Source organism: Pseudarthrobacter sp. N5, assembly GCF_050157035.1.
Classification (GTDB): Bacteria; Actinomycetota; Actinomycetes; order Actinomycetales; family Micrococcaceae; genus Arthrobacter.
Window position 1 is genome coordinate 3,402,690 of record NZ_CP189593.1, and the last position, 15,186, is coordinate 3,417,875.

A 15,186-nucleotide genomic window follows, 5' to 3' on the forward strand; every position below is an offset into this window, starting at 1 on the left:
TAGATTGAATCCATGACCGACACTTCGCTTCCGCATGCCACCGCAGCCGCCCCCGTTGCCGCCCCCGTCGCCAACAAGGTGCCCAAGGAACGCACCCACCACGGTGACACCTTCGTGGACAACTACGAATGGCTCCGGGACAAGGAATCCGAAGAGGTAGTGGCACATCTCAAGGCTGAGAACGCCTACCAGGAGGCTTTGACTGCTCATCAGGAACCGCTCCGCGAGGCCATCTTCCAGGAAATCAAGGGCCGCACCCAGGAAACCGACCTCTCCGTACCCAACCGCAAGGATGGCTGGTGGTACTTCAGCCGCTCCGTGGAAGGCAGGGAGTACGGCATCCAGTGCCGCGTGCGCGCTTTGGACACCGGGGACCCCGTGGCCGACTGGACTCCCCCGGCGGTTGCGGCCGGCGTCGAAATCCCCGGCGAGGAAGTCCTGCTGGACGGCAACGTCGAGGCCGAAGGCAAGCCGTTCTTCTCCGTGGGCGGCTCCGCCGTGACAGTGGACGGGAACCTCTACGCCTATGCCGTGGACAACAGCGGCGACGAACGCTTCACCCTGCGCATCAAGGACCTCCGCACCGGCGAGCTCCTGCAGGATGTCATTGAAAACGTCTTCTACGGCGTCTCCTTCTCCCCCGACGGTGCCCGCATCTTCTACACCATCGTGGACGATTCCTGGCGCCCGTACCAGGTGAAGTCGCACGTGCTGGGGACCGCAGTCACCGAGGATGAGGTGATTTACCAGGAGGACGACGTCGCCATGTGGCTGGGCTTTGAGCTCTCCTCTGACAGGCGTCACCTGGTGCTGGGAATCGGCTGCTCCGAATACAGCGAAACACGCCTGCTGCGCTTAGACGATCCCGCTGCTGCCCTCATCACCGTCATCTCCCGCGACGAGCACATCCTCTACGAGGCCGAGCCGTTCCTGCTGACTGTTGACGGGGAAGCTGCCGAGAAGATCCTGCTCACGCACAACCGCGGCGCCATCAACTCGATGGTCTCGCTGGTGGACCGGGCCGAACTCGCAAAGCCGCTGGCCGAGCAGCACTGGGCCACCGTCGTCGAACATTCCGACGACGTCCGCGTCAACGGTGCGGGAGTCACCTCAACGCATCTGATCGTCTCGGTCCGCCAGGACACCATCGAGCGTGTACAGGTGCTGCCCCTTGCCGGCCTCGGCACGCCGGCCCAGGGCGCGCCGGTGGAGCCGGCGTTCGCCGAGGAGCTGTACACGGCCGGCGTGGCGGGATCCGACTACGAGGCCCCCGTGATCCGCATGGGGTATACCTCCTACTTCACCCCGTCACGCGTGTATGACTTTGTGCTGCCCACCACGGAACGGCCGGCGGGTGAGCTGCTGCTGCGCAAGGAGTCGCCGGTGCTGGGCGGCTACACGGCGGCCGATTACGTGGCCACCCGCGAATGGGCCGACGCCGCGGACGGTACCCGGATCCCGCTGTCCGTGCTGCGCCATGCTTCGATACCGCGGGATTCGACGGCGGCCGGCCTGGTGTATGGCTACGGCTCCTACGAGATGAGCATGGACCCCGGTTTCGGCATTGCCCGGCTCTCGCTGCTGGACCGGGGCGTGGTATTTGTGATTGCGCACATCCGCGGTGGCGGCGAGCTGGGACGGCGCTGGTATGAGGACGGCAAGAAGCTCAGCAAGAAGAACACCTTCACGGACTTTGTGGACGCCACCGATTGGCTCGCTGCCTCGGAGTGGGTCTCACCTTCCCGCATTGCCGCCCTGGGTGGCTCCGCGGGCGGACTGCTGATGGGTGCCGTCGCCAACCTGGCTCCGGAAAAATACGCTGCGGTGGTGGCCCAGGTGCCGTTTGTGGACGCGCTGACCACCATCCTGGATCCGGAGCTTCCGCTGTCCGCCCTCGAGTGGGAGGAGTGGGGCAACCCCATCACCGATCCCGAGGTGTACGCCTACATGAAGTCCTACACTCCGTACGAGAACGTGCGCTCCGTGGACTATCCCAAGATCGCCGCCGTCACGTCGTTCAACGACACCCGGGTGCTCTATGTGGAGCCGGCCAAGTGGGTGCAGGCACTGCGGTCCGTCACCACAGGTTCCGAGCCGATCGTGATGAAGATCGAAATGGACGGCGGCCACGGCGGCGCTTCCGGCCGTTACGTGCAGTGGCGCGAACGGGCCTGGGATTACGCGTTCATCGCCGATTCCCTGGGCGCTGTTGAGCTTCTGCCCGGCGCCGGGCTGAAGTAGGCCGGCGGCCACCCCGGCCACCCCATCCCACCCCCTGAGAGCAACACCGAAGCCACCGCTGTCAGCGGAGCCCACGGAGGCCGTGCTCAACCGCCGGCGTTCCAGACGCTCCATTCACTACGGAGCACCGCGTAGACCAGCTCCGTGGCCCATTCGTCTTTGTAGCGCCACTTGTCCACATGCCGCGCCTCCAGCCGCATGCCCAGGCGTTCGCAAAGACCCGCCGATGAGGTGTTGAGGGCATCCAGCTTGGCGTCGATCCGGTGGAAGCCCCACTCCTCGAACCCGAGCCGCAGCACAGCCTGCGCCGCCTCGGTGGCGTACCCGTGGCCGCGCGCCCCCGGGGCCAGGCTCCAGCCGATCTCGCCCTGGCCGCAGCCGGGAAGCCACTTGAGCACCACCTCGCCGATCAGGCCCGGAGAGTCCGCGGCCTCGATGGCCAGGGACACCCAGTCGCCCTCCTTCTCGAAGATAAAATTGGCGTACTGCCCCACCCTCTCCATGGACTGCGTGTAGCTCTTGGCCTCGCCGGGGAGGAAACGGGCGGTCTCGGCCAGCGAGTGGTACGCGTGGAAGGCGCCCAGGTCCGTGGCCTCGAAGCGTCGCAGGACCAGGCGGTCCGTGCGGATGGGCAGGGCAATTTCAGGCATGCTAAGAGGCTACCCTCGCCACCCCATCAGTTGCTCCACAGCTGCCGTTTTGAGCGCGCAGAAGGGCCGTTACGGAGCAACCCATGAACGTTCGACGACGGCGGCGGTCGCCTCCGCGATGGCGCGCTCTTCGTCGGTGGGCACCACCAGCACGGGAATGTCCGATCCCCCGGTGGAAATCACGCGCGGTTCCTTGGACCGCTCACGGTTCAGCCCGGCGTCGAGCTCTATGCCCAGGGCGCCCAACCGCTCCCCCACGAGCGCGCGGAACTGGTGCGAGTTCTCGCCGATGCCGGCCGTGAACACCAGGGCCTTGGCCCCGCCCACGGCCACGTGGTAGCCGCCGATGTACTTGGCCAGCCGGTAGGACGCGACGGCGAGCGCCATGGCTGCCTTCGCATCCCCGGATTCCGCGGCCTCCACTACGGAGCGCATGTCGTTGTTCCCGGCGAGCGCCCTGAGCCCCGATTCCCGGTTGAGCATGGAGTCGATGTCCTCCGTGGACCAGCCGGCCCGGGCAAGGAACACCAGGATGGAGGGATCCACGTCGCCGGATCGCGTGCCCATCACCAGGCCCTCCAGCGGCGTGAAGCCCATGGACGTATCCACGGACTTTCCGCCCCGGATGGCCGTGACCGAGGCGCCGTTCCCCAGGTGGGCGATCACGCCGTCGAACTCTTCGTCCGGGACACCCAGCAGCGCCGCCGCCCGCTGCGCCACGTATTCGTGCGAGGTGCCATGGAAGCCGTAGCGGCGGATCCCGTGGTTGGTGTACAGCGAATCCGGCAGCGCGTAGCGCCAGGCGTGCTCGGGGAGGGTGCGGTGGAAAGCGGTGTCGAACACGGCCACCTGAGGCAGCTCCGGCCATTTCCTGGCGATGGCGCGGATGCCCAGCACATTGGCCGGGTTGTGCAGCGGGGCCAGCGGGTTGAGCCGCTCGATGGCCCGGGTGATCTCGTTGTTCACCAGCACGGGCTCGGCGAAGCGCTCGCCGCCGTGCACCACGCGGTGTCCCACGGCGTCCAGCTTCCGGTCCCCCAGCACGTGGTGGATGGCGGCATCCACCTGTTCAAGGGCTTCCGCGTGGTCCCTGGGGCCTTCGATCTCACCGTCGCCCCCGCCGCCGTTGCCCATCCCGATCTCTTCGATCAGCCCCTCGGTGAGCACGCTGCCTTTTTCGACATTGCGCACCTGGTACTTGAGCGAGGACGAGCCGGAGTTGATGACGAGCACGAGCACAGGGGCCTCCTAGGCCTTGGCTTCGGCGGACTTGGCTTCTGAAGTTGCGGGTTCCGCCGACTGGTTGTCCACTGACTGGTTGTCCACTGACTGGGCCTGGATGGCGGTGATGGCCACCGTGTTCACGATGTCCTCCACCGTGCAGCCGCGGGACAGATCGTTGACCGGCTTGCGGAGGCCCTGCAGGACGGGCCCGACGGCGACCGCACCGGAGGACTGCTGCACCGCCTTGTACGTGTTGTTGCCGGTGTTCAGGTCCGGGAAGATGAATACCGTGGCCTGGCCGGCAACGGTGGAGCCCGGCATCTTGGAGGCACCGATGGCGGCGTCCACGGCGGCGTCGTACTGGATGGGGCCTTCCAGGGCCAGGTCCGGCCGGCGTTTCTTCACCAGTTCGGTGGCCTGCCGCACGGCCTCCACGGCCTCGCCCGCACCGGATCCGCCGCTGGAATAGGACAGCATGGCCACCCGTGGTTCCACGCCGAACTGCGCCGCGGTTTCCGCCGAGGCCAGGGCGATGTCAGCCAGCTGCTCCACGTTCGGCTCGGGGTTCACGGCGCAGTCGCCGTAGACCAGCACGCGGTCGGGCATCAGCATAAAGAACACGGAGGAGACGATCTTGACGCCGTCGCGCGTCTTCACGAACTCCAGCGCCGGGCGGATGGTGTGCGCCGTCGTGTGCGCAGCGCCGGACACCATGCCGTCCACCAGTCCCAGCTGGACCATCATGGTGCCGAAGTAGCTGCCATCCAGCATGACCTCCAGCGCCCTGGCCAGATCCACACCCTTGTGGGACCGCAGCTCCGCGTATTTCTGCGCGAACTGCTGCCGCAGCTCCGAGGTTTCGGGGTCGACGATGTTGATGCCGGCGAGGTCGATGCCCTGGCTAGCGGCCAGCTCCCGCACCTCGGATTCCCGACCAAGTACGGTGAGGTCGCAGACATCGCGGCGGTGCAGGATTTCCGCCGCCCGCAGGATCCGGACGTCAGCGCCTTCCGGGAGCACGATATGCCGGCGCTGGGACCTGGCCCGCTCGATGAGTTCATGCAGGAACCGCAGGGGCGTCATCCGCTCCGGCCGTGGCAGGTGCAGGCGCTCCACGAGCTCGGCCTCGTCCACCCGCTTGGCCCACAGGCCCAGGGCCGACGCCACCTTGCGGCGGTGCCCGGACCAGATCTCGCTGCGGACCTCGGACACCCGTTTGGCCGTGGCGTAGGTGTCGTCCGGTGCATCAAACACGGGGAAGGGCGCCTGCGCCAGCAGCGAGTAGATGTTGGCGTCCGGCGCCAGGCCGCCGGTAAGGATCAGCGCGGACGGCACGGGGAATTCCGGCGAGAAGGAGGACGCCAGGCAGGCCACCATCACGTCCGCACGGTCACCCGGGACGATCACCAGCGCGCCGTCGTCGAGCACGTGCAGGAAGTTGGCCACACTCATGGCCGCCACTTTGATGGAGTGGACGTCCCGCTCCATGTCCGGCCGGCCCGCCACCTGGCGGATGCCCAGGGCAGAGGCCACCTCGCCGGTGGTGGGCCGGGCGATGTCCTCCAGCTCCGGGAAGATGTACACGGGCCGGCCCGACGCCCCGGGCTTCACGGCGGCGGCGATGGCGTCCACGTCCTTCGGGTGGGCGCGGTTCACCATGATGGCCAGCAGGCTGCACCGTTCCGCGGCGAGTTCCTTGCGGGCAACCTCGACGGCGTCTGCAGCCTCCGCCACGGTCCGGCCCTTCGCACCCACCACCGCCACGACGGGGGCGGCCAGGTTGTTGGCCAGGCGGGCGTTGAGGTCGAATTCGACGGCGGCATCCTGGCCTGTGAGGTCCGTGCCTTCCACGATCACCACATCACAGTGGCGTGACATCTCGGCGAAGATCTCAACGCAGCGGGCGTCGATCTCCGCGCGGTTTCCCCCGGCGAGCAGGCCGCGGACCTCGGCAAAGGTGAGACCGCCGCGGCAGCGCTCGTCGTCGAGGTCGAAGCGGGCCTTCATGAGGGCCACCATGGGGTCCGCCGCGGCGTTGCTGCCGTGGACCACGGGTTTGAAGAAACCGATCCGGTCAGCGTGCCGGTGCAGCGTGTCCGCCAGGCCCAGCGCGATCAGCGACTTTCCGGATCCCGGCGTGGTCGCGCTGACGTAAATCCCCTTGGCCATGGCCCGCCCTTTGCTGTGACGTGATGGTGCCCCGTTCCCACCATACTTTCATCCCGGGCTCCTGACGGCAGTCAGCCGGGCCCGCCTCTTGACACCTGGCACCCAAATGGGATTACCTAATGAACATTCGGTAAATAAAGCTGGAGGCAATGACGCATGGTTGAAACAGCTCTTCCCGGGGTCACCGTTCCCGGTGTGACCCACCACATTCTGAAAAACGACCACGCCTCCGAATGGATGGGCATCGAAGTACTGTCCATCAGTGACGGACACGCCACCATCCGGATGGCGCTCCGGCAGGAAATGCTCAACGGCTTCGGAATAGCCCACGGCGGAATGATCTTCGCCTTCGCTGATTCCGCCTTCGCCCTTGCCTGCAACCCGGCCAACCCCACCGCCGCTGAAGCGGACAGCATCACCGTTGCTGCCGGCGTCGACGTCAACTTCCTCAAGCCGGCCTATCAGGGCCAGGTGATCACCGCCGTTGCCAACCGCCGCGCAAGCTCGGGCCGCAGCGGCCTCTACGACATCCAGATCTTCGCTGTCGACGCCGGCGCACAGCGCACATCCGGCGCCACCCCCGACACCCCTGCCCACGTACCCCCGGGTGAACTCATCGCCGAGTTCCGCGGGCGCAGCCGCACCATCTCCAAGAAGTAGGAACACAGAATGACCCACGCCACCACCCCAGCAACAACAGGCAGCGACACAACCACGGGCGACGCCGTCCTGGACCGCGAGGAAACGATCTCCCGCGACGAGCTTGAGGCACTCCAGCTCAGCCGCCTGCAGCACACCCTGGCCTACGCCTACACCCGGGTGCCGCTCTACAAGCGCAAGTTCGACGACGCCGGCATCCACCCCACGGACCTCCGCGAACTGTCAGACCTCGGCAACTTCCCCTTCACCACCAAAGAGGACCTGCGCCAGGAATACCCCTTCGGCATGTTCGCCGTGCCGCAAAGCGAAGTAGCCCGGATCCACGCGAGTTCAGGCACTACGGGCCGGCCCACCGTCGTCGGCTATACCAAACAAGACCTCGCCGACTGGGCCAAACTCGTGGCCCGCAGCCTCCGGGCGTCCGGCGTCCGGCCCGGCATGAAGGTCCACAACGCCTACGGCTACGGCCTGTTCACCGGCGGCCTGGGCGCCCACGCCGGCGCCGAAGCACTGGGTTGCACGGTTATTCCCATCTCCGGCGGCCAGACCGAACGCCAGATCCAACTCATCCAGGACTTCAAACCGGATGCCATCCTGGCCACCCCCACGTATCTGCTGACCATCGCCGACGCCATGGCACACATGGGCATCGATCCGACCTCGACTTCCCTCAAGTTCGCCGTGCTGGGCGCCGAGCCGTGGACGCAGGAAATGCGCCACGAACTTGAGGTGACCATGAACATCAAGGCGTGCGACATCTACGGCCTGTCCGAGGTGATGGGCCCCGGTGTTGCCGGCGAATGCGTGGAAACCCAGGACGGCAGCCACATCTGGGAGGACCACTTCCGGCCCGAGATCATCGACGCCTTCAACCCCGCCGTAGGCAAGGAGAACGTTCTGCGCGACGGCGAACACGGCGAACTCGTCTTCACGTCCCTCACCAAGGAAGCACTGCCGATCATCCGTTACCGCACCAAGGACCTGACCCGCCTGCTGCCCGGTACCGCCCGCCCCGCACACCGCCGGATGGGCAGGATTTCCGGCCGGAGCGATGACATGATCATCCTGCGCGGCGTCAATGTGTTCCCGTCGCAGATCGAGGAAATCGCACTCCGGATCCCCGAGCTCAGCCCACATTTCCAGCTGGAACTCACGCGGCCCGAGGGCCAACGCATGGACCAGCTCACCGTGAAAATTGAACGTCGGGAGACGGTCACGGCCGAAGGAAGTACGACGGCGGCCCGCATCTTGCGTGAGCAAATCAAGATCCATGTGGGTTCTTCCTGCTCAGTAGACGTTGTGGACCCCGGTTCACTGGAGCGGTCCAACGGAAAGCTGCGGCGGATCTACGACCTGCGGCCCAAGGGCTAAGTGACCGCGCCCGCGGCCCCGGCCCGCGACCCCGGGCCCGACAAGAGGTGCCATCCTGCAATGCCTGACCGACCGTTCGTGAGAAACTAGCGTCTATGCCCCCTGCAACAGCACCCACCAAGCGCGGCCGTCCCGGTTATGACCAGCAGTCCGTGCTGGTGATCGCCGTTGACGTTTTCAACCGTCACGGCTACGACGCCACGTCCATGGGGATTCTGGCCGAGAACCTGGGCATCTCAAAGTCTGCGATTTACCACCACGTGCCGTCCAAGGGCGATCTCCTGAAGCTCGCCCTTGATCACGCACTGGGTGGCCTCGAGGCCACCCTTGAGCACCCGATGGCCCGGTCCGGGGCGGCCGATGCCCGGCTGGAATTTGTGCTGCGCCAGACCATCGCGGTACTGGTGGACCGGCTGCCCTTCGTGACGTTGCTGCTGCGGCTGCGGGGCAACACGGAGATTGAACGGAACGCCCTGGAACGCAGGCGTGCCTTCGACCACAAGGTGGCCGGGCTGATTTCCGCGGCCCGGGACGAAGGCTCGCTGCGCCAGGACATCGATCCGCGCACCGTCACGAGACTGCTGTTCGGCACCATCAATTCAATTGTGGAATGGTACAAACCGGGCGGCTCACTCTCCCCTGAAAAACTTGCGGACGACGTCATCACCATCGTGTTCGACGGCCTCCACACCCAGCCCTGAGACGGACGCTGGTTGGGCCTGCCGAACCGACCGCGACCATTGACGTCCCGCGGCCGCGCGCGGATTCTGGGGCTATGGCCACGAAACTATCCGAAGTAATCTTCGGTACTTTTCCGCATCTGCGCTACGAACCCACCGCGAAAGGATCCGCGCCGATCCGGCCCCTGGGGAACATCGGAACGAAAACCATCGGTAGCGCTGCGTGGCCCATGAGCTGCCGCGGAGTTCCCGAACAGTGGACCCTCTTAAAATGGGGGTCTACTGAAAGTAGAGAGCAGCATGACTGCAGCACGCCGGCGTTTCACCCAGGAGTTCAAAGACGAGTTGTGCCGTGAGGTGATCAACACGTCCAAGCCCATCAAGGACGTGGCCACCGCATACGGTGTCGGTCCCGAGACTCTGCGCAACTGGCTGAACAAGTACCGCGAGGCCAACGGCGGCACTGAGACGGACCTCACGGTCCCGGAGCGGGCCCGTTTGAAGGAGCTCGAGAGGGAAAATCAGGAACTGCGAGCGGAGACTCTGTTCCTGAAAAAGCAGCCGCTTACTTCGCGAGGGAGCAGCGGTAGTGAGCAAGTACGAATACATCCACTCCCAGAAAACTGAGCCCGCCAACCTGAATGCGGACGTGAAGATGTGCCGCTGGCTAGGCGTCTCAACCTCCGGTTTCTACCACTGGCTGACGCGCCCGCAATCGGCGACCGCCACCCGCCGGAAGGCCCTGATAGCGCGGATCCGGCACTATTTCGAGGAGTCCGAAGGCACCTACGGGTATCGTCGAATCCACGCCGACCTCGCCGCGGAACAGACGGGGTGTTCGCCGGAACTCGTGCGGCAGGTCATGCGCCATCGAATAAACCGTCACCAGCGACGAATCAAGCAGCAGCGATTTCCGGCTGACCACCACCATCCTGGACCCGGCCCAGGCACCGATCGAAGACCTCGGAGGACTCCACGCCCGGCGCTGGGAAATCGAATCCTGCTTCGATGAACTCAAAACCCACCAGCGCGGACCCTCCATCGTGCTGCGCTCCAAAACCCCAGACGGGGCGGTTCGGTGACTGGCAGATGCCCACGAAGGCGGCGATCTTCAAGCCCCGTACCCGTCTGGGCTCCGCCTCAGATCCCTGACTGCCGGCGTCGCCCAACAATTCGAGGAAGACCCACTCAGGTTTCCTTCACACGGACCATCCGGGCCGCCAGACGATCCATCGCCGGCAGCCGGCTTTTCCCCCTCAACACGCTAAAAGAATCTTCGTTGCCGTCACCACGGAAATCCTCCACGAGCTCCTGCCCCCACGAAGACCCAGAACCAACCCACGCGTCATCAAACGCAAAATGTCCAACGGGCGCACTCAAACGCATCCCGAAGAAGCCTAAGTAAACAGTATTGAGCCTAACCCCGCGTCGGCGACCTCTGCGTTCCCCTCCGCCGCCAACCACCGGCCCGGAGTATCAGGGCAGACCGCCGGCGGGCGGCCCCTCTCCCCCGAACCACGAGAGGCACTACCCCCGCCGCAGGTGTGTGGTGTGTCAGCCGCGGGCGTGCCTCTCGGCCACGGGGGTCGGTGTAACGGATTGGTCTCGGTCTGTGCGGGACCAATCCGCGGTGGGGTTGTTGCCGAAGTACTCCTGACAGACAACAACCCGCCCCGCTGAAAATCTGCGGCCCGCACCACGGCCGCCACAACGGGGCAGGACCACCCAAATAACTTCAAGGAGTACCCCCATGAGCACCTCCATCAAGACCTTCGCCGGAATCGCCGCCGCCGGTTCCCTCATGTTCTCCCTGGCCGCCTGCAGCCCGGCGAGCAACACCTCCGCCGCCCCCACTTCCTCGTCGTCCTCCGCGTCCGCAGAAACGGCCAAGCCGCTGGCCTCCATCCCGGCCCTGACCGGGACCACCACCGCGGTCAAGCTCGACGCATCCTTCGCCAAGGCCCTGGAGACCCTCAAGCTCACCCCGGGCGTCATCGGCACCGCCGCACTCACCGACGGCTCCCTCGTCTTCCCGATCACCGGCGGCAAGGTCGACTACTACGACCCGTCCAAGGACTACCGCCGCTACGTCCAGGGCCTGATCAGCCACGCCGGCTCCGGCTTCTCCCTGACCGCCGGGGACACCAAGGTCGACCTCACCAACTTCACCATCGACCCGGGCACCTCCAAGCTCTACGGTGACGTCGCCGTCAACGGCACCGTCGCCGCGAAGCAGGCCTACATCTTCAACCTCGACGGCTCCACCCTCAAGCCCCTCGCGAAGGCCGGCGACACCGCGGTCCTGGAAGGCACCCGCGTGCTGATCTCCGACACCGCCGCCGGCCTGCTGAACAAGACGTTCAAGACCGACGCCGTGAAGGCCGACATGCTCGTCGGCATCGCCAAGATCACCGTCAACACCAAATAACACCCAGGAAGTCCTGCCGGAGGCATGGTCTGCACCGGCTGGAAGTGCCGCGGCTCCTCCCCAACCGGAGCGCCGCGGCACTTTTGTGTTTATCGATCGTGGCGCGTCCGGGGCCGGATGCGGCGCACTGCCCCTAGCGTTGAAGGATGTCCAAAATGACCGGAGCTGTGGTTGACGTCGTCCTGCCTTGTTTGAACGAGAGGGGCGCCCTGCCGTGGGTGTTGTCCCGCATGCCGGACGGATACCGGGCCATCGTGGTCGATAACGGTTCCACGGACGGCTCCGATGAACTCGCGGCGAGTCTGGGCGCGGTGGTGGTCCGTGAGGACCGGAGGGGGTTTGGGGCCGCCGCCCATGCAGGCCTGCTCGCGGCAACTTCAGAGTTCGTGGCTTTCTGTGACTGCGACGGTTCCCTCGACCCGGCCCGGTTGCCGGGGCTATTGGCTCCGGTCATGGACGGCACTGCGGATCTGGTGCTGGGCAGCCGTCGGCCGCAGCGCGGGTCTTGGCCCCTGCACGCCCGCGTCGCTAATGTTCTCTTGGCGTGGCGGCTCCGGCGCCTGACCGGGGAACGGGTGACTGATCTCGGACCCATGCGGGCAGCACGCCGGGCCGATCTGCTTTCCCTTGGTCTTGAGGACCGCCGCAGCGGTTACCCCTTGGAGATGTTCCTCAAGGCGAGCCTGCGCAACTGGCGGATCGTGGAGATGCCCGTTCCCTATGCCCCGCGCACCGGCAAATCGAAGGTCACCGGAACGGTCCGCGGAACGCTGACGGCGGTGCGGGACATGTCCGCCCAGCTCAGACAGCTGCGGCGGCTTCGTCTTCCGGACGTGTCCGGAATTCCGACGTCGGCGAAGAACCTATATGAGGAATAGCATGGATCTGACAGTAGCGGTCATCGCCAAAGAGTGCCTTCCTGGTCGAGTGAAGACCCGGTTGAGCCCCCCGCTGACGCCCGAAAGGGCCGCATCCTTGGCCCAGCTGAGCCTCAGCCGCACTCTGGAAACGGTCCGGCGGCTCCCGGTACGGAACCGGCTGCTGGTCATGGACGGCACCCCGGCTGCGGCCGACGCTGAATACTTCACCGTTGTGCCGCAGTCATCCGGCGGCCTGGATGAACGTCTCGCTGCTATCTGCGATGCAGCCACGGGTCCGCTTCTCATCGTCGGTATGGATACCCCGCAGTTCTCAGCTGACGATGTGGCACCGCTGCTCCAGGACTGGTCAACGCAAGCAACCCCTCACGACGCATGGATGGGCCCTGCCACGGATGGCGGTTTTTGGGCTATCGCGCTGCGGCGCCCCGTCGGAGACCTGATCCGGGGGGTGCCGATGTCCACCGAGACGACCGGTGCCAGCCAGCTCGCCCGTCTGTCCGCCGCGGGGCTAAGCGTCGGAATACTTCCCGAACTGCGGGATATGGACCACTTCAGTGATGCACTCGAGATCGCCGCGGAGATTCCCGGAAGCGGCTTCGCGCATGCCGTGGATGAAGCCGCGCTGCAGGTCCGGGGCTGCTCACCCACCGCCGGAGCAGCCAGATGACTGCCGTCGGCGTCGCTTCTGCCGCCAATTTCGGCCAAGGCCACAATGAGCCATACGCCCGGGCGCTTGCGAACGGGTCCGGCACTCTCACGCTTCGCACGGACAGCGGGCATCACCAGGCCGACCCTGTGGACTTCGACGTGCGCAGCTGGTGCGAGGAGGCCAGCCTGTTGGAGCGTTCGCTGCTGCACAGCCTTCAGGGACCGGTCCTCGACGTCGGCTGCGGACCGGGAAGGTTGCTGGTTGCCGCACAGCGAATCGGCCTGGCGGCCCTGGGCATTGATACCAGCGCTGAGGCGGTCGGGCGGGCGCGCGGGCGCGGTGCCCGCGCACTCGAACAATCAGTTTTCGCCCCTGTGCCCCACTCCGGTCTTTGGCAGTCTGTCATTCTGCTGGACGGCAACATCGGCATCGGTGGAAGCATCACGTCCCTGCTGCGCCGGTGCAGCCAGCTCATCGCCCCTTACGGGACGCTTCTTGCCGAGGTGGAAGCCGACGAGGACCTGGACGTCGTCTATTCCGCCGTGCTGGAGGACCAGAACGGAAACCGAAGCGATCCTTTCCTGTGGGCCCGGACGGGCAGCGCGGGGCTCGTGTCCCGGGCAGAGCGCAGCGGGTGGACCGTTACCGCCATTCAACGCGTTCAGGGCCGCGTCTTTTGCCGCCTGTCGCCCGCCAGCAGGCCTGACAGGATCATGGGGTGAGCGCCACTTCCCCCTCATCAACCGGTGTGGCCGGCACCAGGCTCCGGTTGTTCGTCGTCCTGCCCGCGCTGTTCCTCGTGGCCGCGGCCTTGCTGTGGTGGATGGTGCGCCCCGGAAACCCGTTCGAATCCGCACCGATTGTCGGCACCTGCCTTTCGTGGCTGGTTCTGGTTGCCGCCCTGACCCTCCTGCGGCACGTGCCCCGGAGGCAGGTCGGCGCCCTGATCATCGCAGGCACGATACTCCTCGGCCTGGTTGCGGTGAGCGCACCGCCCCGGACCAGCAACGACTCCGCCCGGTACGCGTGGGACGGGATCGAGCAAAAGGCGGGACACTCCCCGTATTCGTATGTGCCCGTGGATGAGACTCTTGGCAACCTGAGGCCGGCGTGGCTTTTCGCGCCGGGCGCTTCCGCCGCCGATGGCAGGCCACTATGTGCCAAGGACTTGTTCGGCACTGAGTCCGTCGCGGCCTTCGGCTTTCCGTCCGGCAATCCCCTGTGCACCGCCATCAACCGGCCCCACGTGCCCACCATCTATCCGCCCACGGCCGAAATCTACTTCTTTGGTGTCCGCGCCGCCGTCCCGGACTCAGTCGGATACCTTCCCTTCCAGCTCGGAGGGCTGCTCATCAGCGCTGCCGTCGGGATGATGCTGCTCAGCGCTCTGGCCAAACGCGGCCTGCCACTGCACCTCGCCGCAGTATGGGGCTGGAGCCCGTTCGTGCAACTTGAGGCCGTCAACAACGCCCACGTTGACTTGCTGGGCGCCGCCTTGATGCTCGCCGCCGGAATGCTCCTCGCCGGCGGCAGGCCCCTCCGCTCGGGAGTAGCCTTCGGGGCCGCCGTGGCAACGAAACTCATTCCGGCCATCGCGGCCCCCGCGTTGTTGTTCCGGCGCCCGGTCCGCTTCATTGCCGCCGCAGTCCTGACTTTCATCCTGCTGTACGTGCCCTATCTGGCAGCGGCCGGGGCCGGCGTTCTGGGTTTCCTGCCCGGCTATCTCAAAGAGGAGGGCTACAGCCAGAGCGGCGGCGTCCGATTCGGCCTCGCGCAGATCATTTCCGCCGGCCCCTGGCCGCCGGTCCTCAGCGCCGCCGCACTGGCCCTCGTTGCTCTCGGCGTGCTGCGGCAAACACGCGGAGGCAATGTCTGGGAGCAGCAGACCCTCATGATCGGGCTGACGTTGCTCATTGTCAGCCCGAACTACCCTTGGTATGCGCTGATGCTGTTGCCGTTCATCGTCCTGAGCCGGCGGTGGGAGTACGTGGGGGTGATCCTTGCCCTGGACTTCGTCTACATGGCCCCTACCGTCGCACCCTTCAGCGAGCCGCTGGATCAGATCGTGCTTCTCATGGCGGCCGCTGCCATCGCGGCAGGGGCCTGGCTGCGGCGCCGCGGCGAGCTTCGACTGGCCGCCGTCGACGGTCTCAGGTCCGAAGCGCCGGGCCAGGTGGTTTCAACCCAGTGAACGACACCCGTCCCCCAACCACCACTACCCCCGAATGGCAGG

Annotated in this window: 12 protein-coding genes and 2 pseudogenes; 11 read left to right on the top strand and 3 right to left on the bottom strand. The window is 66.1% G+C overall.

The window, feature by feature from the left end; translation table 11 throughout:
• Nucleotides 1-12 precede the first annotated feature (12 nt).
• Entirely contained in the window at nt 13-2,241 is a 2,229-nt protein-coding gene (locus tag ACQCST_RS16310) for a S9 family peptidase (RefSeq protein WP_426996775.1), read from the top strand.
• 86 nt (nt 2,242-2,327) lie between these two features.
• On the opposite strand, the gene ACQCST_RS16315 is transcribed toward ACQCST_RS16310, so the two are convergent.
• The 3 genes from ACQCST_RS16315 to pta form a co-directional block, all read right to left on the bottom strand.
• Entirely contained in the window at nt 2,328-2,891 is a 564-nt protein-coding gene (locus tag ACQCST_RS16315) for a GNAT family N-acetyltransferase (protein ID WP_426996776.1), read from the bottom strand.
• Between the two features lie 69 nt (nt 2,892-2,960).
• On the bottom strand, nt 2,961-4,130 hold the full coding sequence (locus ACQCST_RS16320) for an acetate kinase (RefSeq protein WP_426996777.1): 1,170 nt from the start codon (nt 4,128-4,130) through the stop codon (nt 2,961-2,963).
• A 9-nt stretch (nt 4,131-4,139) separates the two neighbouring features.
• Nucleotides 4,140-6,284 (bottom strand): phosphate acetyltransferase, encoded by a 2,145-nt coding sequence (gene pta, locus ACQCST_RS16325; protein WP_426996778.1) that lies wholly within the window; start codon nt 6,282-6,284, stop codon nt 4,140-4,142.
• Nucleotides 6,285-6,440: 156 nt separating this feature from the next.
• Here pta and ACQCST_RS16330 point away from each other — a divergent pair, with 156 nt between their 5' ends.
• The 10 genes and pseudogenes from ACQCST_RS16330 (at nt 6,441) to ACQCST_RS16375 (ending at nt 15,144) form a co-directional block, all read left to right on the top strand.
• Nucleotides 6,441-6,944, top strand: a complete 504-nt coding sequence (locus tag ACQCST_RS16330) for a hotdog fold thioesterase (RefSeq protein ID WP_426996779.1) — start codon at nt 6,441-6,443, stop codon at nt 6,942-6,944.
• A gap of 9 nt (nt 6,945-6,953) precedes the next feature.
• Nucleotides 6,954-8,315 (top strand): phenylacetate--CoA ligase PaaK, encoded by a 1,362-nt coding sequence (gene paaK, locus ACQCST_RS16335; RefSeq protein ID WP_426996781.1) that lies wholly within the window; start codon nt 6,954-6,956, stop codon nt 8,313-8,315.
• A gap of 95 nt (nt 8,316-8,410) precedes the next feature.
• The gene (locus ACQCST_RS16340; protein ID WP_426996782.1) at nt 8,411-9,016 is read left to right on the top strand and encodes a TetR/AcrR family transcriptional regulator; all 606 of its coding nucleotides are present in this window, start codon (nt 8,411-8,413) and stop codon (nt 9,014-9,016) included.
• A 279-nt stretch (nt 9,017-9,295) separates the two neighbouring features.
• A pseudogene (locus ACQCST_RS16345) lies at nt 9,296-9,863 on the top strand (transposase); the annotation flags it as partial.
• A 46-nt stretch (nt 9,864-9,909) separates the two neighbouring features.
• Nucleotides 9,910-10,062: pseudogene (locus ACQCST_RS16350) on the top strand (IS4 family transposase); the annotation flags it as partial.
• Between the two features lie 683 nt (nt 10,063-10,745).
• On the top strand, nt 10,746-11,423 hold the full coding sequence (locus tag ACQCST_RS16355) for a hypothetical protein (protein ID WP_426996783.1): 678 nt from the start codon (nt 10,746-10,748) through the stop codon (nt 11,421-11,423).
• 155 nt (nt 11,424-11,578) lie between these two features.
• Entirely contained in the window at nt 11,579-12,301 is a 723-nt protein-coding gene (locus ACQCST_RS16360; RefSeq protein WP_426996784.1) for a glycosyltransferase family 2 protein, read from the top strand.
• Nucleotide 12,302: 1 nt separating this feature from the next.
• Entirely contained in the window at nt 12,303-12,971 is a 669-nt protein-coding gene (locus ACQCST_RS16365; protein WP_426996785.1) for a TIGR04282 family arsenosugar biosynthesis glycosyltransferase, read from the top strand.
• Nucleotides 12,968-13,675 carry a class I SAM-dependent methyltransferase gene (locus ACQCST_RS16370; protein WP_426996786.1) on the top strand — a complete coding sequence of 236 codons (708 nt, stop codon included), beginning with the start codon at nt 12,968-12,970 and terminating at the stop codon, nt 13,673-13,675. Before ACQCST_RS16365 ends, ACQCST_RS16370 begins: the two co-directional genes overlap by 4 nt.
• Nucleotides 13,672-15,144 carry a glycosyltransferase family 87 protein gene (locus ACQCST_RS16375; protein ID WP_426996787.1) on the top strand — a complete coding sequence of 491 codons (1,473 nt, stop codon included), beginning with the start codon at nt 13,672-13,674 and terminating at the stop codon, nt 15,142-15,144. Before ACQCST_RS16370 ends, ACQCST_RS16375 begins: the two co-directional genes overlap by 4 nt.
• The last annotated feature ends 42 nt before the right edge of the window (nt 15,145-15,186 follow it).